At 69.1% G+C, this 20,239-nt stretch carries 21 protein-coding genes; 11 read left to right on the forward strand and 10 right to left on the reverse strand.

Features of this window, described 5'->3' with window-relative positions:
- Positions 1–167 precede the first annotated feature (167 nt).
- The gene (locus tag BM085_RS18095; RefSeq protein ID WP_093888140.1) at positions 168–1,064 is read left to right on the forward strand and encodes an SDR family oxidoreductase; all 897 of its coding nucleotides are present in this window, start codon (positions 168–170) and stop codon (positions 1,062–1,064) included.
- Positions 1,065–1,160: 96 nt separating this feature from the next.
- On the opposite strand, the gene BM085_RS46830 is transcribed toward BM085_RS18095, so the two are convergent.
- Positions 1,161–1,295 carry a hypothetical protein gene (locus BM085_RS46830; RefSeq protein ID WP_281249853.1) on the reverse strand — a complete coding sequence of 45 codons (135 nt, stop codon included), beginning with the start codon at positions 1,293–1,295 and terminating at the stop codon, positions 1,161–1,163.
- A 282-nt stretch (positions 1,296–1,577) separates the two neighbouring features.
- Here BM085_RS46830 and BM085_RS18100 point away from each other — a divergent pair, with 282 nt between their 5' ends.
- Positions 1,578–1,940: a nuclear transport factor 2 family protein gene (locus tag BM085_RS18100; RefSeq protein ID WP_245789380.1), complete on the forward strand. Its 363-nt coding sequence runs from the start codon at positions 1,578–1,580 to the stop codon at positions 1,938–1,940.
- Between the two features lie 474 nt (positions 1,941–2,414).
- On the opposite strand, the gene BM085_RS18110 is transcribed toward BM085_RS18100, so the two are convergent.
- The 4 genes from BM085_RS18110 to BM085_RS45260 all read right to left on the reverse strand — a co-directional run bounded on the left by BM085_RS18110 (position 2,415) and on the right by BM085_RS45260 (position 6,609).
- Positions 2,415–3,410, reverse strand: a complete 996-nt coding sequence (locus BM085_RS18110; protein ID WP_093888141.1) for a CU044_5270 family protein — start codon at positions 3,408–3,410, stop codon at positions 2,415–2,417.
- Positions 3,407–3,973 (reverse strand): RNA polymerase sigma factor, encoded by a 567-nt coding sequence (locus tag BM085_RS18115; RefSeq protein ID WP_093888278.1) that lies wholly within the window; start codon positions 3,971–3,973, stop codon positions 3,407–3,409. Before BM085_RS18115 ends, BM085_RS18110 begins: the two co-directional genes overlap by 4 nt.
- A gap of 542 nt (positions 3,974–4,515) precedes the next feature.
- Complete coding sequence (locus BM085_RS18120; protein WP_093888142.1) at positions 4,516–5,247, reverse strand: class I SAM-dependent methyltransferase; 732 nt, start codon at positions 5,245–5,247, stop codon at positions 4,516–4,518.
- Between the two features lie 300 nt (positions 5,248–5,547).
- Complete coding sequence (locus tag BM085_RS45260; protein WP_245789381.1) at positions 5,548–6,609, reverse strand: tyrosine-type recombinase/integrase; 1,062 nt, start codon at positions 6,607–6,609, stop codon at positions 5,548–5,550.
- A gap of 8 nt (positions 6,610–6,617) precedes the next feature.
- Here BM085_RS45260 and BM085_RS18130 point away from each other — a divergent pair, with 8 nt between their 5' ends.
- Entirely contained in the window at positions 6,618–6,920 is a 303-nt protein-coding gene (locus tag BM085_RS18130; RefSeq protein ID WP_218158744.1) for a hypothetical protein, read from the forward strand.
- Positions 6,921–7,306: 386 nt separating this feature from the next.
- Here the strand turns inward: BM085_RS18130 and BM085_RS18135 are convergent, their stop codons facing one another.
- Both BM085_RS18135 and BM085_RS43125 read right to left on the reverse strand, forming a co-directional pair.
- Complete coding sequence (locus tag BM085_RS18135; RefSeq protein WP_245789382.1) at positions 7,307–8,410, reverse strand: aminoglycoside phosphotransferase family protein; 1,104 nt, start codon at positions 8,408–8,410, stop codon at positions 7,307–7,309.
- Positions 8,411–8,866: 456 nt separating this feature from the next.
- Positions 8,867–9,154, reverse strand: coding sequence for a hypothetical protein (locus BM085_RS43125; protein ID WP_012887531.1), 288 nt, complete (start codon positions 9,152–9,154; stop codon positions 8,867–8,869).
- 370 nt (positions 9,155–9,524) lie between these two features.
- Between BM085_RS43125 and BM085_RS18140 the strand changes: the two genes are divergently transcribed.
- The 7 genes from BM085_RS18140 to BM085_RS18170 all read left to right on the forward strand — a co-directional run bounded on the left by BM085_RS18140 (position 9,525) and on the right by BM085_RS18170 (position 17,675).
- Complete coding sequence (locus tag BM085_RS18140) at positions 9,525–9,737, forward strand: hypothetical protein (protein ID WP_093888144.1); 213 nt, start codon at positions 9,525–9,527, stop codon at positions 9,735–9,737.
- A gap of 539 nt (positions 9,738–10,276) precedes the next feature.
- Positions 10,277–11,458 (forward strand): ROK family protein, encoded by a 1,182-nt coding sequence (locus BM085_RS18145; protein WP_093888145.1) that lies wholly within the window; start codon positions 10,277–10,279, stop codon positions 11,456–11,458.
- Positions 11,455–12,984, forward strand: a complete 1,530-nt coding sequence (locus BM085_RS18150) for a sugar ABC transporter ATP-binding protein (RefSeq protein ID WP_218158745.1) — start codon at positions 11,455–11,457, stop codon at positions 12,982–12,984. The genes BM085_RS18145 and BM085_RS18150 overlap by 4 nt, the downstream gene beginning before the upstream one ends.
- Positions 12,985–13,037: 53 nt before the next feature.
- Positions 13,038–14,126, forward strand: coding sequence for an ABC transporter permease (locus BM085_RS18155; protein WP_245789383.1), 1,089 nt, complete (start codon positions 13,038–13,040; stop codon positions 14,124–14,126).
- Between the two features lie 224 nt (positions 14,127–14,350).
- Positions 14,351–15,406 carry a substrate-binding domain-containing protein gene (locus BM085_RS18160; RefSeq protein WP_093888148.1) on the forward strand — a complete coding sequence of 352 codons (1,056 nt, stop codon included), beginning with the start codon at positions 14,351–14,353 and terminating at the stop codon, positions 15,404–15,406.
- Positions 15,406–16,671 (forward strand): Gfo/Idh/MocA family protein, encoded by a 1,266-nt coding sequence (locus tag BM085_RS18165; RefSeq protein ID WP_093888149.1) that lies wholly within the window; start codon positions 15,406–15,408, stop codon positions 16,669–16,671. The genes BM085_RS18160 and BM085_RS18165 overlap by 1 nt, the downstream gene beginning before the upstream one ends.
- Positions 16,668–17,675 carry a sugar phosphate isomerase/epimerase family protein gene (locus BM085_RS18170; RefSeq protein WP_093888150.1) on the forward strand — a complete coding sequence of 336 codons (1,008 nt, stop codon included), beginning with the start codon at positions 16,668–16,670 and terminating at the stop codon, positions 17,673–17,675. Before BM085_RS18165 ends, BM085_RS18170 begins: the two co-directional genes overlap by 4 nt.
- Before the next feature lie 71 nt (positions 17,676–17,746).
- Here BM085_RS18170 and BM085_RS18175 read toward each other — a convergent pair whose 3' ends face one another.
- The 3 genes from BM085_RS18175 to BM085_RS18185 are packed head-to-tail and all read right to left on the reverse strand — an operon-like array spanning position 17,747 to position 19,512.
- Positions 17,747–18,832 carry an alcohol dehydrogenase catalytic domain-containing protein gene (locus tag BM085_RS18175; RefSeq protein ID WP_093888151.1) on the reverse strand — a complete coding sequence of 362 codons (1,086 nt, stop codon included), beginning with the start codon at positions 18,830–18,832 and terminating at the stop codon, positions 17,747–17,749.
- 11 nt (positions 18,833–18,843) lie between these two features.
- Entirely contained in the window at positions 18,844–19,038 is a 195-nt protein-coding gene (locus BM085_RS18180) for a ferredoxin (protein ID WP_012894631.1), read from the reverse strand.
- Positions 19,039–19,047: 9 nt separating this feature from the next.
- Positions 19,048–19,512, reverse strand: a complete 465-nt coding sequence (locus tag BM085_RS18185; protein WP_093888152.1) for a pyridoxamine 5'-phosphate oxidase family protein — start codon at positions 19,510–19,512, stop codon at positions 19,048–19,050.
- A 77-nt stretch (positions 19,513–19,589) separates the two neighbouring features.
- On the opposite strand from BM085_RS18185, the gene BM085_RS18190 reads away from it, so the two are divergent.
- Complete coding sequence (locus BM085_RS18190; RefSeq protein ID WP_245789385.1) at positions 19,590–20,237, forward strand: class I SAM-dependent methyltransferase; 648 nt, start codon at positions 19,590–19,592, stop codon at positions 20,235–20,237.
- The last annotated feature ends 2 nt before the right edge of the window (positions 20,238–20,239 follow it).

The following is a 20,239-nucleotide window of genomic DNA, read 5'->3' on the forward strand; positions in this document are numbered from 1 at the left end:
CGTCGTTGACCCTCGCCCTGTTCGGGGCAGAAACTTTAACAGAAATTCACGCGCCCGATCACTATCCGCGACGATTCGGCAGCCTGTCGTCTCTCGTCATGGTCCTGCGGGGACCGGCAGGCTATGGTTCAAGGAAAACAGAACTATGTTCTCGTGGGAGAGTGCGGATGTCAGAGCTGCGGTTTGACGGCAAGGTCGCGGTCATCACCGGCGCCGGGCACGGTCTCGGTCGCTCACACGCGCTGTCGCTGGCCGAGCGCGGCGCCAAGGTCGTCGTCAACGACCTCGGCGGCGCGCTGGACGGCACGGGTGCCTCCACCGGCCCGGCCGCCGACGTGGTCGAGCTGATCAACAAGAACGGCGGCGAGGCGGTCGCCAGCACCGACGACGTCGCGACCCCGGAGGGCGCCCAGGCGATCGTGCGGGCCGCGATCGACGCCTTCGGGCGGCTGGACGTCGTCGTCAACAACGCCGGCATCCTGCGCGACAAGTCCTTCGGCAAGATGAGCGTCGAGGAGTTCGACCAGGTCCTCGCCGTCCACGTGCGCGGCTCGTTCCTGGTGAGCCGCGCGGCCTTCCCGTACCTCAAGGAGCAGGGCTACGGCCGGATCGTCAACACCTCCTCGCCCGCCGGACTGTTCGGCAACTTCGGCCAGGCCAACTACTCCACGGCGAAGATGGGCCTGGTCGGCCTGACCAAGACGCTCGGCATCGAGGGCGCCAGGGCGGGGATCAAGGCCAACGCGATCGCGCCGGTCGCCTGGACCCGGATGACCGAGGCGCTGCTGCCGGCCGAGTTCGAGGCCAAGTTCACCGCGGAGCGGGTCAGCGCGCTGGTGACGTTCCTGGCGCACGAGTCCTGCGAGACCAGCGGGGAGGTCTTCAGCGTCGGCGGCGGCCGGATCGCCCGGGTCTTCGTGGCCGAGGGGCCCGGCTGGCGGCAGGACGACCACACGGTCGAGGACATCCGGGACAACTGGGAGGCCATCATGGCCGAGCAGCCGTACCTGACCCCCATCGCCCTCGGCCAGCAGGCGTCCGCCTCCATGAAGGCCATGCTCTGACCGGATGACCGCGAAAAAGGGCGTCCGCGCAGGTGCGGGCGCCCTTTCCGCGGTCCGGGCTCCGCGGTCCGGGCTCACCCGGATCCGGTGGCCCCGCTACGTCACGGCTGACCGGATGCCCAGGGCGAGCAGGACGACCGCGGTGATCCCGGTGACGACGGTCTTGAATGTGTAGGGTCTCAGTCTTCGTGACATCTTGACCTGCGGGTTTCCGCACTGTCTCACGATCATGGCGGTTTCCTCACCTGTGGGGACTGATGGTCAGGATCGGTCGATCGACGGGGTGCTCGTCGAGGATGTAGCGGATGTGCCCGCTCGTGGTTCCGCAGGCTGTGGCGAACTCGCGACGGTCTGATTTTCCGGGCCGCCGCGCACCACTTCAACGCCTGTCGGGAAGCCTGCTGAACCCGGCACCCACTCACCGACGATCGGAGTCCCTGGATCGGACTGCAAAGATCAGCCGAGCGTGAACGTCCTGGCGCGGGTACGGTGCCGGCTGGGAGGGTGGACCTCATGATGGAGAACTTGCGGGACGCCGAGCGCCGGCTCCAGGCCGCGCAGCTCGCTGGAGATGTCGAGGCGCTGGATCGGCTGCTGGATGATCGGCTGATCTTTACCTTCGGTGCGAACGTTGCGACCAAGGCGGACGACCTGGAGCTGCACCGCACTCGGACGCAGGTGCTGACGAAGGTGGCCGAGGAGGAGTTGACCGTGCTCGCCGATGGGCACACCGGGGTGACGTGGTTTCTCGGCACCGTCGAAGGGACCGTCTCCGGTGCGCCGTTCGCGGCCAGGATGCGCTACACCCGTACTTGGCTGTACGACGAGACGCACGGCTGGCGAATCATCGCCGTGCACGCCGGCACGACCGATTGACATAGCCGACACGTTGTCCGACGACCGGCCGGCCGGATGGTCGCCGGCGAGGTTCGACCGGCGGTGGCCCTCGTGGGTGACCTGGCGGGTCAGCAGGGCCAGGCTGGCGCCGGGGGTGGCGATCAGTGGGAAGACCGCGACCAGGAACGCGGCGAGGTCTTCGGGCCGCTGGAGCATCCCGGAGTCGGGCAGCGGGTGGTGGAGCTCGACCGGTGGCCTACGTTGGCCAGTGCCCCTAGGGGCTAGAGCCCTGCTCAGATGCTGGGGGGCGCCGTGTTCGACGAGGCGACCTTCACCGGGGACACCTGGTTCGTTCGAGACCAACTTATGAGACTGGCCGACCTGCAGGGATGTCGCTGCCGGGGTGCGCCCGGGGCGCGTCTCGAAAGCGTGGATTCGAGACGCGCCCCATTGGCGCCGGCCGAGGCGTTGGTCGAAGATCTCAACTCTCGCCTGAGCACGGCATGCAAAGGGTCATGGCCGCTCCCCGGCCTGGTCCACGACGCCTATCGCGACGCGGGTCGAGATCGACCAGGTCGTTCCCTTCTCGATGCTCCATGCCAGGTAACGGGGAACGGGAACCCCTTTGTCGTCCACCGGGATGGGCATCCGGCTGCGGTTGTTCGGCTTGGGATTAAGCTCCTCGTGGTCGGCGATCGCCGTCTCCCGTCGCGCCCGGTAGGCGTAGGTCACGGGGTCCAGGAGAATTTCGACCTTGAGATAGTCTTCGGCGACCTGGGAGATCGACAGCGCCGACCGTCCCTCGGTGTCGGTCGCCGTCTCGTCCACCGTCACCCCGGGCAGCTTGGCCATCGCCCGGAAGATCGCGGCCTCATGCTCCGGGGTGACGAGGTTCTGGCTCAGGGTCACGGCGAACCGCAGGAAGATCCACTCGTCGTGGGCAGGGCCGCTCGCTTCCCGGTAGAGCTCGCGGTATTTGGCCAGGAGCGCGTCGGGGTCGGTCGGCAGCGAGGCCAGCAGCGCATAGGTGTTCTCCGGCGTCCTCTCGCCGGGATTGGAGGTCTGCAGCTTGCCGTTCACCAGGTAGCCGACCCGTTTGCCGTCGGCCCGGGTCCAGAACGGTTCGACCGTCTCCGGCAGCGGTGTCTGCGGGGTGATCCGTTCGCCTTGGCCGATATCCTTGCCCCAGGCCGCGTCACGGCTCTCGGTATAGATCCACTGGTCGTCGCGGGGCGGCGTGAACTCCTTCTCCTGTACGGCCGCCGCGATCCTGGTCAGCACCACCTGAGCGTTGGCGGCGGGCAGCGTGCGCTCTCCCTGGAACACGCTCACCCCGGTAGCGATGACCACGGCGGCGGCGGCCACCGCCAGCGCCCGGGTCGCCCATCCGCGCCCGCGACGCGGATGGTGGGCTCGGGCCATGAGAGCCGCTCGGGCGGCGGCTTGGGCGTCGGGGGCCGGCGGCGCCGGACGCGCCCAGTCCTCGCGCAGTCTCTCGAGGTCGTTCATGATCCGTCCCTTTCCAGTGCGGCTTGGAGACTCCTGCGGGCCCGGTGCAGTCGTGAGCGGGCCGTTCCGGCCGGGATGCCGAGCGCGCTGCCCGCTTCCTCGGAGGTCAGCTCCGCCCAGGCGACCAGGAGCAGCACGTCCCGATCGCGATCGGCGATCTCGGCGAGTGCCTCGGCGAGCCGGGACGTGCGGGCTCCCGCGTCGACGGCCCCGGCGACCTGGTCGGCGTGGTCTTCCACGGGGCTGTCGGCGCCCGCCTTGGCCAGGGCTTGGTACTGGCGCAGTTCGGCGCGGTGATGGCGGGCGATGAGGTTGGAGGCGATGCCGTACAACCAGGGCCGCGCGTTGGCGCGGGAGACGTCGTAGCCTGCCCGTTTGTCGAAGGCGATGAGGAACGTCTCCGCAGCGACATCGTCGGCCAGGCCCTGGCCTAACCTGCGCGCGGCGTAGCCGTGGATCTCGGGGTAGTAGCGGTCAAATATGGCGGCGAAGCGTTCGGGCTCCCGCCGGGACTGTTCGATGATCACGGCGTCCGCTGCTTGGGCCGGCAGCGCGCGTGACATCGAGGTCACCTCTCGATCCTTGGGTTCACACCCGGTTCTTCACCGATCAGGAGACAAGTGTTCACGACGTCCACTCACCACGCCTTGGCGGGAGCCGGAAACTCATCGGTGGGGGCCGAGCCACCCCTATGGGACGGCGTCGGAACGCGAATCGGGATCACGCCCCACGGGACCGCCTGATGGAGACCGGCCGGATGCCATTCGGTGCAGATGGCGAAGGCGCTACCTAGCGGGCGGCGAGGGGTCGGGGCTGAAGACATCGGAGTCACCCAAATAACCCCAGATAACGATGGCACTACGGATGACATGCGGCCAAATAATGTTGCGGATTCCCGGTCAAGCTGCGTTGCAGGTCACAGGCTCCGGTCCGACACCTTTACCCGCGCACGCGTAGGGGTGTCTCATATGTCACGAAACCCTCGGGCGGGGGAGTGCCCGGGGAGCTGTAGCCAGACCCTCATCCCGTTGATGTTCGCGTGCTTGACTGGTGAAGTGCACTTATTCGAAGTGTGCAGTATTCCCATCTGGTGTCGGGTGCTGGTTCAAATGCGGCGGGCGATCGTGATGATCTCGCGGCTGGTTTCGGTGATGGGACCCCGGTGCCAGTCGCCGTACTGATCCTCGATGGTGAACCCGGCCTCGGTCAGGAACGTGGCCAGTGCCGGGACGTCGAGGAAGCGCAGGCTTGTCCGGTCGACGCGGAGGACTGTGTCGTCGCGCTCGGCGGTGGTCTCGGTGAACGTGACGACATCGCCAACGACAGACTCAACTTCATGCCACATGCGTAGCTTGCGTCCGGTGGCATCTTCGATGTCGAAGGCGTTCGAGGGGTTCCAGCTTTCCCAGGCGCGAGCCTGCGGGTGGCGGGTGCCGAAGACGAATTGGCCACCGTCACGGAGCGAGGTACGGATCGCGATCAGGGAAGCCCACAGTTCGTCGTCGGTGACCAGGCACTGGAAGGCGTTGCTGGTCATCGTGGCCAGGTCGAACTCCCTGTCCCAGGCGGCGTCGGCGGCGACGCCGGAGACCCATTCGATGTCGGCGCGGCGCCTGGCCCGATCCAGCATGCCCTGGTCGGGGTCGAGACCGACGAGACGTCCGGTGTGACCAAGGTCGCGGGCGTAGTGCAGCATGCTCCCGGTGCCGCAGCCGAGATCCAGTACGACGCCGGCCGCCATCACGAGTTCGGTGCAGAAGACGACCTCGGGGTATCGGGCGGGGGCCCACGGGTTCATCACGTCGTAGAGAGCTGCGGCCTCAGCATCAGAGAACATTCCGGCAGTATCCACACACGGCCGACGACAGCCAACCGAATTATGCCGGATCAAGATGGATCACTCCCCTACCAACTCCAGATGCGCGGCACCAGGCAAATCGGTCGCTTGCACCACAAGTCACCTCCGTTGCATCTAATGCAACATGGTTGAGGTCAATCATGGATGCCGTCACCTCCTTGGCCAACGCGGTCTGAGTCAACGACAAAGCAACTACCTATACGCGTATGACTAGGCATGATGAGTTGTAGCCGATCATGCCGAGTGTTGTATCTGCTGCAACTTTGCACGGTATCGGGGTCACAGGCCGATTCCCCGCATGGGGTTGTCGCGCCACTTGTCGGCGGAGCGGATGTAGCCGTGCACCACGGGGGACTTCTCCGACCAGCGGCCGTGCCGGGCGATCGCCGAGACGGGCGCCCCGTTCTTGGCGGCGGTGGTGGCCCCGCCGGAGCGCAGCGAGTGGGCGGTGTAGGCCTCGGCGTTCGGAAGGCCGGCCCGCGTCGCGGCGCGGCGCACGATGAGGTTCAGGCCGTGCCCGCTCATCCGCGCCGCTGCCTTGCCCGAGGCGCCGGAGTGGCCGGTGGTGATGCGGCCGTGCCGGTCGATGCCGCGCAGCAGCGGCCCGGCGGTGATGCCGTGCTCGGCCAGGGCGGCACTCCAGGCCTGCACAACGCGCACCGGGCAGGTGCCGGGGTGCGAACCGTAGGGCAGCGGCACCACCTCGCCGCGGGCGTCCTGGTCGGTCTTGGACTGGCGGATGGTGACCTCCAGGCCGTCGGCGGTCAGCGCCAGGTCGCCGAAGTCGAGGGCGGCCAGCTCCGAGCGGCGGCCCATCAGGGCGAAGCCGAGCACCAGGGTGGCGCGGTCGCGCAGGCCGGCCAGGGTGGCGGGGTCGCATCCGTCGATCATCCGGCGCAGCAGGTCGAGCTCGGCCGGCGGCGCCTTGCGGGTGCGTGTCCCGGCTTTGGCCCGCTCCTTGCGGTAGGCGCGCAGGGCCAGGCGGCCGCCCTCGGCGTTCACGGTCAGCCCGGCCTTCTTGTGCCGGGACTGCACGCATGCCAGGGCCCGCTCGATCGTCGACGGCGCCGGGGGCGTGCCGCGCCGGGTCGGGGTGGCGGCCAGATGGGTGACGTACTCGGCGAGCGTCTCGGCCGAGGCGGGCAGCGGCGTGCGATGGTGCTTGGCGCACCAGGCGGTGAAAGTCTCCCAGTCGCGGGCGTAGGCACGGCTGGTGTTGTCGGCCAGTCCGCCGGCGACCCGGGCGCGGGCCGCCTCGCTCAGCTCCCGATCGGCGGTGTGCGCCGCGGCGATGGTCGCCGAGGTCGTGGTGCCAGGTGCCAGCCGTACCAACTCGGTCACTTGAAGGTATGCCTAAGAGCGAACCCCGCCTGATGCCGACAGGTACGTGCTGGTGTGGATGTGGGACCGAAGTTGGTCTCGGCTCCTTCTTCTCCCAGGGACACGACAAGATCGCAGAAGCCGCCCTCCTGGCGGCCCGGTACGACAACTCCGTCGCCCGACTCATCGCCCACCACGGCTTCGGCCCCGAAAACGGCGTCCGCGAGGCCGCGGTGGAGAAGGGCTACTGGGAGGCCTGCCCCGAAGCGAGCTGCAACTACCTCGGTGCCCCCGCCAGCATTCGCGTGCACCGCAAGAAGATGCAGCACTGAACCGTCTCTCCCACTCCGCGTCGCCGAGCATCGCCGCTCAGCGGTCGGTCTCCTGCAGGGATCGACCGGAAGCAGGCCCCACGGTCGTTTCCTTGGTCACAGGGGCCCAGGAGGGAGATATCTCTCATGGCTGCGCACCGGCGACGCCGCAAGAAGCTGGTCTTCGGGGAAGGGGCGGCACTCGCTGTTCGAGCGTTCCTGATCGCCATTGACTGGTGGACCAACGGACATGGGCCCAGGTAGGCAATTCCGCCTCCCAGGCCCGTCGTTTCCGCATCGAAACTCCGGTTCTCCCTGGTCGGGCGGACCGGGGCCTCACGCAACCCGCATTGTGTGAGATCGAAACCGCTACCCGGACCGTCCCCGCCCGATCCGGAGAGATGGCATCAGCCGCGCTCCTCCAACCACGCGATGACGGACCGGACGAGACCGTCGACGCGTGACAAGGGTTTGCCGGCAAACACCGGGTGGAGGTGCCCGACCCCGACCGCGTCGTTCCAGGCCCAGGCGCGTCGGTAGGTCTCCTCGTCGGTAGCGGCCCGGAGGACGTCCCAGCCATGCCAGGCCGCGACGAGTGCCGCGTCGATCGCTGGGTCCGACAGAATCGCCATGTCCCAGTCGAGGACGCCGGTCAGCTTGCCGTCCTCGCCGAAGTGGAAGTTGCTGCCGCCGAGGTCGCCGTGGACAAGCCTGGCCGGGACCTCCTCAAGCGCCAGCAGCGTGTCCAGCCGCTGCCGAACTCCGTCACGCCACTTCGCCGGCAGGCGCGGAACGATCTCGTCGTTCAGGATGTCGGCCCATCCCAAGCCATCGGCATACCGGCGCGGCCTGTGGAGAACGGCCTCGAGCTCCGGCGAGATCTCAACCTTGCCCACTGCCTCCAAGAGCAGGCCGAACGCCGCCGGGTCCCCGTTGCCTTCCGGCAGCCCCTCGCCGTCAATCCACGAAATCGCGACGGCCGCACGTTCCCCGAACGTGGCCACCGCAGTCAGCGGCTCCGGCACGGCGAAAGGCAGGCCGGCCGCCGCAACGGCCCGAAGAATTTCGACCCGGCGCGGCAGCTCGGCGGCGGCACTGGGGCGCTTGCTGATACGCACGGCGGCGATGCCGGGGAACAGCACGACGTGGTGCATGTTCCCGTGCTCGGCAAGGCGTGCGGAGGCAAGAGCAGCGTCAGGAACCAGTGCTTCAGCGATTTCCAGGAGGTCGGCGGGGACTGGTTGGGGCATCCCGCTATTTTGGCGGACGATCACCCTCGGTGAGCCCTCTGTGGCTCCCGAAACCATCGGACGCCAGGAGCTTCGCCGCCCGTTACGACACTGTCGCCAGTGCTCATCAGGCCGTAGGGGAACGACGTTGGCCGTGGGCATTTCCAGGAGTTCGCGCAGCTCGGCGTTCTCGGCGGTGAGCAGGCTGACGGCACGGACCAGCGCGGGGATGTCTTCCTTGATCTGAGCGAGTTCCTCAATCCCGGGATGGTGTTCTGACATGCACTGCCGGGGGCTGGCGTGAAAAAGCCCCCGCCGACGTGTAGTCGGCAGGGGCTTCTGCCGTCCTGTGTGTTCGGATAGTCAGTCCGAGGGCAGCAGTCCGTCCCAACCAGGCGCGGCAACGTCCGGCCGGTCCAGCCGGTGCCGGCCCAAGACTCCCGAAGCTGCGGCGAGCCGCAAAGTAGGCAGGTTGATCCAGCTCAGCGCGGGTTTCCGTACCGCTCGCCAGAGCCGGATTTCGGCGGCCTGTCCCGGGTCGGCATCAGGGACCGGATTGGCGGAGCGATCGGAGTCAGGGCCGTGACCTGGAACAATGCGGTTCCGGTGACCAGACAGAATTGAAATTCTGTCTGGTCAGATCTCATGCTGAGCTACTTTGCGTCTGGTGACACCGATCCGAGCGCCGGGCCTTTTAGCCGGATGTGAGAGCCCGGTAACGGCCTGCTGACACGTTGCTCATGCTGTCCAGAGCCACAGGGTCCAGAAAAAGCCTTCATTCTCATAATACTTGCTCAGGCACTGGTAGGCGCGGGCAGAGCGCTGGCCATCTAGGTGGCATCTTTCATAACCATTGGCGTAGGACGCGTATCTCCCCGCGAATTCGTAGTGGCCTAGTGCCGCCTCTGCGGTGGCCGTGGTGGTGGCCGTCGCAGCGGTGGCCGGTGCAGATGTGAGTAGGGCGGGGCCGGCTGTGAGAGTGAGGGCCACCGCCGCGAAGGCGAGGCCGCGCTTGATCCTGGACACGCGCTCTCCATTCATTCGAGTTCTGCCAGTTGGGCCTTCTCAAACGAGGGTGGCACTCCGTGATCAGCCTGTCTTTAGCTCAGAACGCACCTTTAGTTACCGCTGAGCGTAGTTACCGCTGAGCGGTGGAAGCAGGCAACCGGTGATCCGCACTCCTTACCGGGCCAAAGGCGCCGCCCAGCTCGGGGTCACGTTGCCCGGACAGGCCGGTCCGTTCGGTTTCCGTCCCGAACCGACGCCGGAGCCTGCCACACCGGGGGAAGACACCGGGCTCCCGCTACTGGAAGACCAGCACTGAGATCAGCTCTCAACCACCGGAACGGCTATTAGCCCTTTCCGGCTTACTTGGTCTGCCCCCCACCTGAGCGGCATGCGCGGCCGTGAGGGTGTCGAGCTGGCGGGCAGCATCGGCGCGAACCTGTGCAACCTCGGCGCGCTGGCGCTCCACCTCAGCCTCGGCCTGGGTGGCTCGCCGGTCAGCCTCGGCCACCTGCGCGGCGGCCGGAGCGGTTACGGCTGCGGACAATCGGGCGGGGGCAGTGGCCGAATCATGGCGTTCGGGCGTCCTAGGACGCTGACCTGAGCGGATGTGATTCGGGAGACCCGACAGAGCTAAGGTTCTGTCCGGTGCGCCGATTGCTGTTTGGGGCTGGTGGCGCGTTTTTTACCGGCACCCCTACTTCACCGGTTCCTCCGGCGTCCCGGGGGCGGGCAGGCGGGTGCCCGGATGCATCTCCGGCGTCCCGGGGCGAGCAGGCCGGCGCCCGGATACATCTCCTGCGACGACCGGGTCTTCTCGCCGATGAGCGCGCAGGGGGATCACCTCGGTGGCCTGCCGGGTGCTCTTGCCCTCCGGGGACGGCTCCCTCGGGGGACGGCTTCCTTCGGGGCGGCTTCCTCCGGGGGCGGCTTCCTTTGGGGACGGCGCCATCGAGCCGTGCGCCGACTCGCCGACCGGCCGGCGGCTGTCCACCACGCCCGTACGAGGCGCCGGGAGCAACCGGCAGGTCCGCCGACTTTTGTGGAAATCTGCAAAAGTCGGCGGACTTTTCGCTAAAAGCCTTCACAACACGAGCAGAAGAGGGTTAGCTTCTGCACACCAACTCCCAATGCGGAGGTGTTGTGAAGCGCGTTACCGCTCGGCCGGAGAACCCCCACCAGGCCACGCTGCTCCGGCTGCTACGGGAACGGGCACGGTCACGTGCCGAGCTCGGCGATGTGGCCGAGCTCTCCCGCTCCCGGCTCAACCTCGAACTCGACCGGCTGGTCGAGCTGCGGCTGGTCGAGCAGGCGGGCCTGGCGGCCTCGCGCGGCGGGCGCAGGTCGGGCATGGTGCGGCTGGCCGCGACCATGCGGTTCGCCGGCGTCGACGTCGGCGCCACCTCGGTCGACGTGGCCGTCACCGACGGCGGCCTGGAGGTCCTCGGCCGCGCGAGCGAGCCCTGCGACGTGCGCGACGGGCCGGTGGCCGTGCTGGACCGGGCCACCGAGATGCTCGCCAAGCTGCGCGGTCAGGGACTGTTCACCCAGCTCCACGGTGCGGGGATCGGCGTCCCCGGACCGGTCAGCTTCCGGGAGGGAATGCCGGTCGCGCCGCCGATCATGCCCGGCTGGGACCGGTACCCCGTCAGGGAGACGCTCGGGCAGGAGCTCGGCTGTCCCGTAGTGGTCGACAACGACGTCAACATCATGGCTCTCGGCGAGCTCCACGCGGGGCTGGCCAAGCAGGTCGACGACTTCCTCTTCGTCAAGATCGGCACCGGGATCGGCTGCGGGATCGTGGTGGACGGCAAGATCTACCGAGGTGTCTCCGGCAGCGCCGGCGACATCGGCCACATCCGCGTCGACGACACCGGCCCCATCTGCGCCTGCGGCAACGCCGGCTGCCTTGAGGCCTACTTCGGCGGTGCCGCCCTCGCCAGGGAGGCCACGGCCGTCGCCGAGCGCTCGCCGTACCTCGGCGAGCGGCTCCGGCGGACGGGCGCGCTCACCGGCGAGGACGTCGCCGCGGCGGCCGAGCTGGGCGACGCCGAGGCGGTGCGGCTGATCCGTGACGGCGGGCACCGGGTCGGCCTGGTGCTGGCCGGGCTCGTCAGCTTCTTCAACCCCGGCCTTGTGATCGTCGCCGGAGGCGTGGCCCGGCTGGGCCACCTGCTGCTGGCGGAGATCAGAAGCGTCGTCTACCGCCGGTCGCTGCCCCTGGCGACGGGCAACCTGCCCATCGTGCTGTCGGAGCTCGGCGACAGCGCCGGAGTGATCGGCGCGGCCCGGCTCTGCAGCGACCACGTCTTCTCGGCCCCATGAACAACCAGCGAGGCCTCATGTCCGAAAACAGCCCCTTGTTGCTGATGAAGGGGATCGTCAAGCAGTTTCCCGGTGTCCGCGCGCTCGACGGCGTCGACCTGGAGGTGCTGCCCGGTGAGGTGCACTGCCTGCTCGGCCAGAACGGCGCGGGCAAGTCCACCCTGATCAAGACCCTCGCGGGCGCGCACCAGCCGGATGAGGGCACCATCACCCTGGGCGGTGAGCCGGTACGGCTGAGCAGCCCGATCGCGGCGATCCGGCTGGGCATCTCCACCATCTACCAGGAGCTGGACCTGGTGGAGGGGCTGAGCGTGGCCGAGAACGTCTTCCTCGGCCATGAGCCGGCCCGGCTGGGGTTCGTCGGCCAGGGGGAGGCCAACCGGGCGACCCGGGCGCTGCTGGCACGGCTGGGGCACGGGGAGATCCGGCCGACGACGCAGGTGGGGCGGCTGTCGCCGGCGGCCAGGCAGGTGGTCAGCATGGCGCGGGCGCTGTCGCACGACACCCGGTTGATCATCATGGACGAGCCCTCGGCGGCACTGGCCCATGACGAGGTGGACAACCTGTTCCGGATCATCCGGGAGCTGACCGCCCAGGGGGTGGCGGTGGTCTACATCTCCCATCGGCTGGAGGAGATCCGCCAGATCGGCGACCGGGTGACGGTGCTCAAGGACGGCCGCACGGTCGCGGTGGGCCTGCCGGCCAAAGACACCCCGACCCGGCAGATCGTCTCCCTGATGACCGGCCGCAATGTGGAGCACGTCTTCCCGCCGCGTCGTGACGGGCCCGCGACGGGGGAGGAAGTGCTGCGGGTGGAGGGGCTCACCGTCCCGGGCGTGTTCGCCGACGTCTCCTTCGCGGTCCGGGCGGGGGAGATCGTCGGGCTGGCCGGGCTGGTCGGCTCGGGCCGTTCGGAGATCATCGAGGCGGTCTACGGGGCGCGCCGCTTCTCGGGGCGGGTGGTCGTGGAGGGCAGGCCGGTCCGCCGGGGCGGCACCACGGGCGCGGTCCGGCTGGGCATGGGCCTGGCGCCGGAGGAGCGCAAGGCCCAGGCGCTGCTGCTGGACCAGAGCGTGACGCGCAACATCTCGCTGGCCAGCCTCGGCCGGTACTCCCGGTTCGGCTGGCTGGATCGGCGTCGCGAGGCCGAGGACGCGCGCGCTCTGGTCGAGACGCTGGACATCCGTCCACCCGATCCGGACCGGCCGGTCAAGACGCTGTCGGGCGGCAACCAGCAAAAGGCGGTGCTGGCGCGCTGGCTGCTCAACGGCCGCAAGCTGCTGCTGCTGGACGAGCCCACCCGGGGGGTGGACGTCGGCGCGCGGGCGGAGCTGTACGCGGTGATCCGGGAGCTGGCCGAGAAGGGGGTGGGGGTGCTGCTGGTCTCCAGTGAGGTACCCGAGGTGCTCGGCCTGGCCGACCGGGTCCTGGTGATCCGGGAGGGCACGATCATCCACCAGGCCGACGCCGGTGACCTGGACGAACATCGAGTACTGGACATGATCATGGAAGGCAGTGCGCTGTGACCGACCCGCGAGGCCAGGCCGCCGCGAGCCCGGCGGAGGCTGCTGAGAGTCCGATGGAGAGTGCGAAGGGCCCGGTGGAGGCTGCTGAGAGTCCGGCGGCGAACGCGAAGGGCCCGGTGGAGGTGGTGAAGCCGTCCGCCGATGAGCGTGGCCGGGGCGAGGCGTCCGGGCACAGGTCTGCCGGGCGCCCCGGTTGGCCGGCCCGGCTGGGGGAGGTGCCGCATCTGGGACTGGTGGCGGCGCTGGCGCTGCTGGCGGTGGTCGGACTGGTGACGGTGCCGGACAGCTTCGCCACCGGCTCCAACCTGGTGAGCATCCTGGCGCTGGCGGCGACCATCGGCGTGATCACTGTCGGCGCGACCTTCGTGATCATCGGTGGCGGGATCGATCTGTCGGTCGGGGCGGTGATGGCGCTGGCGTCGGTGTGGGCGACCACGCTGGCCACCCAGTCCTACGGGCCGTTGGTGATGATCGTCTGTGCGGTGCTGGTCGGGGCCGGGGCGGGGCTGGTCAACGGGTGGTTGATCGCCTATGGGCGGCTGGTGCCGTTCATCGCGACGCTGGCGATGCTGGTGGCCGCCCGCGGGCTGGCCCAGCGGATGTCGGATCGCAAGACCCAGCTCGTGCAGCAGGGCAACGAGATGATCGTGGAGTTGTCGACCACCCGGCTGCTGGGGTTGCCGCTGCTGGTCTACGTCTTCGCGCTGGTGGTGGTGGCCGGCTGGGTGGTGCTGAACCGCACCACGTTCGGCCGGCGCACCTACGCGGTGGGCGGCAATCCCGAGGCGGCGCGGCTGGCGGGCATCGACGTGCGGCGGCACACGGTGTGGCTGTACGCGCTGTCGGGGTTGTGCTGCGGCATCGCAGCGGTGCTGATCATGGCCAGGACCACCACCGGTTCCTCCACGCACGGGGATCTGTACGAGCTGGACGCGATCGCCGCGGTGATCATCGGGGGGACGTTGCTGACCGGGGGCCGGGGGTCGATCGTGGGGTCGATCCTGGGGCTGCTGATCTTCACGGTGATCACGAATCTGTTCATCCTCAACGGGCTCAACACCAGTGATCAGTTGATCGCCAAGGGCCTGATCATCGTGGTGGCCGTGCTGCTGCAGCGGCGCAGCCTCCGCTCCTCGACCTGACGACCCCGCCCGCCGCGGACCGGTCAGGGCCCGCGGCGGGCGGGGGCGCCCGCTCACCACCGGATCCGCCACCGTCCGGCCCCGGCCCTCGGGCCCCTGCCGGAGGCGGATCCGTCCCCTTCCGAAAAAGCCGTTCCGAAGCGGTCCTCCCTTCCGAAAAAGCCTTCCCGAAGCAGTCCTCCCCTCCGAAAAACCGGTCTTCCCCTCCGCGAAGGAGCATGGTCATGACAGAAAGAGTCGCCCGTCGGGGTTTCCTGGTCGGCGGAGCCGTCATCGGCGCCGGTGCGCTGGTGACCGCCTGCACCGGCAACACCCCGGACGCCCCGGCCGCAGCCAGTGCGCCGGCGCCGGCGGCCACCGGCGGCAACGACGCCCCCGGTGACAAGGTCGTCATCGGGTTCTCGGCGCCGGCGGCCGATCACGGCTGGATCGCCGCGATCGCCAAGAACGCCGAGGCCGCGGCCAAGCAGTACACCGATGTGGAGTTCAAGCCGGTCGAGCCGACCAACGACATCAACGCGCAGATCTCGGCGGTGGAGTCGCTGATCGCGGCGAAGGTCGCCGCGCTGGTGATCCTGCCCAACGACGGCCAGCAGCTCAACCAGATCGCCCGGCAGGCCTCCGACGCGGGCATCCCGGTGATCAATTTGGACCGGGTCTTCCCCGACAAGCTGTCGTACCGGACCTGGATCGGCGGCGACAACTACGGCATGGGGGTCGCGGCCGGGCATTACATCGGCAAGACGCTCAAGGACAAGGGGGTGGCCGACCCGGTGATCCTGGAGATCCAGGGCATCGCGACGCTGCCGCTGACCCAGGATCGCAGCAAGGGCTTCGAGGACGCGTTGAAGACTTACGGGTTCACGGTGACGGCCAAGCAGGACGCGCAGTTCACGGTGGAGTCGGGCACGAAGGTGACCAGCAACCTGCTGCAGGCGCACAAGAAGATCGACGCGATCTGGAACCACGACGACGACCAGGGCATCGGCGTGCTGGCGGCGGTCAAGGAGGCCGGGCGCAGCGAGTTCTTCATGGTGGGCGGGGCCGGGTCGGCCAACGCGATGCGGGAGATCCAGGCCGACAGCGGGGTGTTGAAGGCCACCGTGACCTACAGCCCGACGATGGCCGCCTCGGCGGTGAAGCTGGCCCGGCTGATCGCGCAGGGCAAGGGGATGAGCGATCTGCTGGAGAACCAGGTGCCGCAGTCGATCACGCTGGCCTCCGAGACCATCACCAAGGACAACGTGGCGAAGTACCTGCCGCTCGGATTCGAGTCCTGATGATCGCTGACGACAGGCCGACGCTGGGGATCGGCATGGTCGGCTACGCGTTCATGGGGCGGGTGCACTCACAGGCCTGGCGCAGCGTCGGCGCGTTCTTCGACCTGCCGGTCCGGCCGGTGATGGCGGCGCTGGGCGGCCGCTCGAAGGAGGCCACCACCGCCGCGGCCCGCGACCTGGGCTGGGCGGCGGCCGAGACCGACTGGCGTGATCTGATCGCCCGCGACGACGTGCAGGTGGTCGACATCTGCACCCCCGGCGACAGCCACGCCGAGATCGCGATCGCCGCGCTGGCGGCGGGCAAGCACGTCATCTGCGAGAAGCCGCTGGCCAACAGCGTGGCCGAGGCCGAGGCGATGGCCGCCGCCGCCCGCGCCGCGGCCGGGCGGGGCGTGCACGCCATGGTCGCCTTCAACTACCGGCGGGTGCCGGCGGTCGCGCTGGCCCGCCGGTGGGTCGCCGAGGGCCGGCTGGGCCGCCTGCACCACGTGCGCGCCCAGTACCTGCAGGACTGGATCGCCGATCCGGCCTTCCCGCTGGTGTGGCGGCTGCAGCGGGAGCGGGCCGGTTCCGGCGCGCTGGGCGACATCGGCGCGCACGTCATCGACACCGCCCAGTTCATCACCGGCGAGCTGCTGGAGGGGGTGTCGGCGCTGACCGAGACCTTCGTCAAGGAGCGTCCGCTGGCCGGGGCCTCGGCCGGGCTGAGCGCCACCGGCGCCACCGCCCCGGCCGACGGTACGGCGGACGGCGCGGCGGGCGGTACGGCGGGCGGCGCGGCGGGCGGTACGGTGGACGGCGCGGTGGCCACCGGGGCGGTGGACGTCGATGACGCCGCGCTGTTCATCGGCCGTTTCAGCGGTGGCGCGCTGGGCTCGTTCGAGGCGACCCGGTTCGCCACCGGCCGTAAGAACGCGCTGCGGATCGAGGTCAACGGCTCAAAGGGGAGCCTGGCCTTCGATTTCGAGGCGATGAACGAGCTGTGGTTTCATGACCACACCCTGCCCGCGGCCGAGGCCGGCTTCCGCAGGGTCATCGTCACCGAGGCCGAGCACCCTTACGCGGCGGCGTGGTGGCCGCCCGGACACGGGCTCGGCTACGAGCACACCTTCACCCATGAGATCAAGGACTTCGTCGAGGCGGTCGCCGCCGGCGTCGCTCCGGCGCCGTCCTTCGCCGACGGGCTGCGGGTGCAGCGGGTGCTGGCCGCGGTCGAGGCGAGCGCGGCCGACGGAAGCCGTTTCACCCCTGTGGAGGAATCGTGACCCGACCTATCACGCTGTTCACCGGCCAGTGGGCCGACCTGCCGTTCGAGGAGGTCTGCCGGCTGGCCGCCGAGTGGGGCTACGACGGCCTGGAGATCGCCTGCTGGGGCGACCACTTCGAGGTCGACAAAGCTCTGGCCGACGACTCCTACGTCGAGCGCAAGCTGGAGGTGCTGGCCAAGCACAACCTCAAGGTGTGGACCGTCTCCAACCACCTGGTCGGCCAGGCCGTCTGCGACCACCCCATCGACGCCCGGCACAAGGCCATCCTGCCCGCCCGCATCTGGGGGGACGGCGAGCCCGAAGGCGTGCGCCGCCGCGCAGCCGAGGAGATCAAGGACACCGCCCGGGCCGCGGCCCGGCTGGGCGTGGACACGGTGGTCGGGTTCACCGGCTCGGCCATCTGGCACACCGTGGCGATGTTCCCGCCGGTGCCCGCCTCCATGATCGAGGACGGCTACGCCGACTTCGCCGACAGGTGGAACCCGATCCTGGACGTCTTCGACGAGGTGGGGGTGCGTTTCGCGCACGAGGTGCATCCCAGCGAGATCGCCTACGACTACCACACCACGGTGCGCACCCTGGAGGCGATCGGGCACCGGCCGGCGTTCGGGCTGAACTGGGACCCCTCGCACATGGTGTGGCAGGAGATCGACCCGGTGGGGTTCATCCTGGACTTCGCCGAGCGGATCTACCACGTCGACTGCAAGGACGCCAAGGTCCGCACCGGGGACGGCCGGCGCGGCCGGCTGGCCTCGCACCTGCCCTGGGCCGACCTGCGGCGGGGCTGGGACTTCGTCTCCACCGGGCGCGGCGATGTGCCGTGGGAGGACTGTTTCCGGGCGTTGAACGCCATCGGGTATGCCGGGCCGATCTCGATCGAGTGGGAGGACGCGGGCATGGACCGGCTGGCGGGGGCGCCGGAGGCGCTGGGCGTGATCCGCGAGCTCAACGCGATCACCCCGCCGGCCGCCGCCTTCGACTCCGCCTTCTCCTCGGAGTGAGGCTGCCGCCGGGCTGAGGTACGGCCCGCGCCCGCCGGTCGCGCCGGCGAGGCGGGCCGTACCGGAACGGGTCAGTCCATGACGACGATCTGGCGCAGAACCTCGCCGCCCTTCAGCGCGGCCACGGCGTCGTTGAGGTCGGAGAGCTTGATGCGGGCGCTGATCATGCTCTCCAGGTCGAGCTTGCCGGCCTTGTACAGCTCGGCGAAGAACGGGAAGTCCCGGCGGACGTCCGACCCGCCGTACAGCGAGCTGAGGATGTTCTTCCCTTCGAACAGCAGGTTGAAGGCGCTCAGCGGGACGATGTCGTCCATCGCGCCCGCACCCACCACGATCACGTCGCCGCCCCGGCGGGTGGCCTGCCAGGCGGTCATGATGGCGGCGGACTTGCCGACGGCCTCGAAGCCGTAGTCGAATCCCCTGCCGCCGGTCAGCGAGCCGACCGCGTCCATGAGCTGGTCGGGGGTGACGGCGTGGGTGGCGCCGACCTTCTTGGCCAGCTCGTGCTTGGACTCCAGCGGGTCGATCGCCAGGATCGTGGTCGCACCGGAGATCCGGGCGCCCTGGATCACCGACAGGCCGATGCCGCCGCTGCCGACCACGGCCACGGTCGAGCCGGCCTTCACCCGGGCGGTGTTGAGCGCCGCGCCGACCCCGGTGGTGATGCCGCAGCCGATCAGTGCCGCGGCCTCGTAGGGCACCTCGGGATCGACCTTGATCGCACCCTGCCAGGGCACGACGATCTCCTCGGACCAGGTGCCGCACCCGGCCATGCCGAACGCCGGGGTGTCGCCCCCGTAGCGGAAACGGGCGTTGACGAAGCTGTCCATGACGTAGGTCATGCACAGGAACGGCTGGTTCACCAGGCAGTTCGCGCAGGAGCCGCAGGCCGGGGTCCAGTTGACGATGACATGGTCGCCGGGCTGGACCGTGGTCACGTGGTCGCCGACCTCGACGACCTCGCCCGCCCCCTCGTGACCGGGGATGACCGGGAGCGGCATGGGCAGCAGCCCACTGATCACCGACAGGTCGGAATGGCAGACGCCGGTCGCCTTGATCTTGACGCGGACGTCCGCCGGGCCCATCGGGGCGAGGGTGAAGTCGTCGCGGATGTCGAGCTTGTCGTCGCCGACGGCATGCAGAAGCGCACCACGCATGGGGGGTCCTCCTAGTTCTCCTCAAGGGAGAGGGCGGCTTTGGGGCAGGACCGCACGGCGTGCCGGACGCGGTCCATCATCTCCGGCGGCGGCTCAGGCAGCAGCAGGTGCAGCTGGTCGTCGTCGTCGAGCTCGAAGACCTCCGGGGCGAGTCCCGTGCAGACCGCGTTGGCCTCGCATACCAGATAGTCGACTTTGATCTTCATGTCAGCCTCCTAGACCGGGGTGGCGAGCTTACGGTGATCCCATGAGATCACTCGAGTGGGCTCCACCACGAAGGCGACCCTCTTGCGGCCGGTGTAGGCGACATACTCCGTGAGAAGCTCCTCGGCGTCAGGCATTCCCGCCATCCGCCGGGCGACGTTCATGCCGATCTCAAGGATGCCCCCGGAGTCGTCGATCCGCCGGGCGATGCCGTACATCAGGACGCCGCGCAGGTCGGAGTACTCCTCCCCGGCCTCGATCAGGCAGCTCACCCGGGCGTCCCGCTGGATGTTGAGTGTCTTCTGGGCCTTCCCGTAGGTCCAGAAGGAGATCCTGCCCTCGGTCAGCCCGTAGAACATGGTCACCATGTGCGGTGTCCCGTCGGGATTGATCGTGCCGAGCTGAAGTTTCCGGGATTCACCGATGAAGGCGGTGATCTCATCCTCGGTCATCACGATGCGGGCGCGCTGGTTCACGGTGCAAAGTAGAACACGTTCCATAAGGCCCGGCAAGAGACCTTCGGAATGTTGTTCGGTCTGGATACCCTGCTCGGATGAGCAACGCGACCATGCCTGCCGACCTGCTGTACGCGGCCCAGCGCGCCAAGGGCTTCATGCCCCACGCCGAAGGTCTCGCCCTGTTCGAGACCGCCGTCGAGTACGGCCCGCGCGGGCCGATCTGCGAGATCGGCACCTACTGCGGCAAGTCCGCCGTCTACCTCGGCGCGGCGGCCAGGCAGGCCGGTTCCGTCGTCTTCACCGTGGACCACCACCGGGGCTCGGAGGAGATCCAGCCGGGCTGGGCGCACCACGACCCCACGCTGGTGGACCCCCGTTTCGGCAAGATGGACTCGCTGCCCACCTTCCGCGCCACCATCGCCTCCGCCGGGCTTGAGGACGAGGTCATCGCGGTCGTCGGCCGGTCGGAGCGGGTCGCCGGTCTGTGGAGAACCCCGCTGGCGATGCTCTTCATCGACGGAGGCCACTCCGAGGAGCCGGTGACCAAGGACTACGAGGGATGGGCCCCGCACGTCGTCCAGGGCGGCGCGCTGGTCTTCCACGACATCTACCCCGACCCCGCCGCCGGCGGGCAGGCGCCCTACCGCGTCTACCGGCGGGTCCTCGCCTCCGGCGCGTTCAAGGAGGTCAGGCAGGAGGGCTCGCTGCGGGTGCTGGAGCGGATCGGTCCCGGCATCGGCTGACC

Origin of the sequence: Streptosporangium canum, assembly GCF_900113865.1 — a bacterium.
Lineage (GTDB): Bacteria > Actinomycetota > Actinomycetes > Streptosporangiales > Streptosporangiaceae > Streptosporangium > Streptosporangium canum.

Bases quoted from the DNA above. Each gene is read 5' to 3' on its own strand.
- BM085_RS18150 (WP_218158745.1), top strand. From the start codon at position 11,455: ATGAACAACCAGCGAGGCCTCATGTCCGAAAACAGCCCCTTGTTGCTG.
- BM085_RS18110 (WP_093888141.1), bottom strand. From the start codon at position 3,410: ATGAACGACCTCGAGAGACTGCGCGAGGACTGGGCGCGTCCGGCGCCG.
- BM085_RS18130 (WP_218158744.1), top strand. From the start codon at position 6,618: ATGCCTAAGAGCGAACCCCGCCTGATGCCGACAGGTACGTGCTGGTGT.
- BM085_RS46830 (WP_281249853.1), bottom strand. From the start codon at position 1,295: ATGATCGTGAGACAGTGCGGAAACCCGCAGGTCAAGATGTCACGAAGA.
- BM085_RS18115 (WP_093888278.1), bottom strand. From the start codon at position 3,973: ATGTCACGCGCGCTGCCGGCCCAAGCAGCGGACGCCGTGATCATCGAA.
- BM085_RS18190 (WP_245789385.1), top strand. From the start codon at position 19,590: ATGAGCAACGCGACCATGCCTGCCGACCTGCTGTACGCGGCCCAGCGC.
- BM085_RS18175 (WP_093888151.1), bottom strand. From the start codon at position 18,832: ATGCGTGGTGCGCTTCTGCATGCCGTCGGCGACGACAAGCTCGACATC.
- BM085_RS18140 (WP_093888144.1), top strand. From the start codon at position 9,525: ATGCGCGGCCGTGAGGGTGTCGAGCTGGCGGGCAGCATCGGCGCGAAC.
- BM085_RS18165 (WP_093888149.1), top strand. From the start codon at position 15,406: ATGATCGCTGACGACAGGCCGACGCTGGGGATCGGCATGGTCGGCTAC.
- BM085_RS18120 (WP_093888142.1), bottom strand. From the start codon at position 5,247: ATGTTCTCTGATGCTGAGGCCGCAGCTCTCTACGACGTGATGAACCCG.
- BM085_RS18095 (WP_093888140.1), top strand. From the start codon at position 168: ATGTCAGAGCTGCGGTTTGACGGCAAGGTCGCGGTCATCACCGGCGCC.
- BM085_RS18160 (WP_093888148.1), top strand. From the start codon at position 14,351: ATGACAGAAAGAGTCGCCCGTCGGGGTTTCCTGGTCGGCGGAGCCGTC.
- BM085_RS18100 (WP_245789380.1), top strand. From the start codon at position 1,578: ATGATGGAGAACTTGCGGGACGCCGAGCGCCGGCTCCAGGCCGCGCAG.
- BM085_RS18180 (WP_012894631.1), bottom strand. From the start codon at position 19,038: ATGAAGATCAAAGTCGACTATCTGGTATGCGAGGCCAACGCGGTCTGC.
- BM085_RS18155 (WP_245789383.1), top strand. From the start codon at position 13,038: ATGGAGAGTGCGAAGGGCCCGGTGGAGGCTGCTGAGAGTCCGGCGGCG.
- BM085_RS18135 (WP_245789382.1), bottom strand. From the start codon at position 8,410: ATGTCAGAACACCATCCCGGGATTGAGGAACTCGCTCAGATCAAGGAA.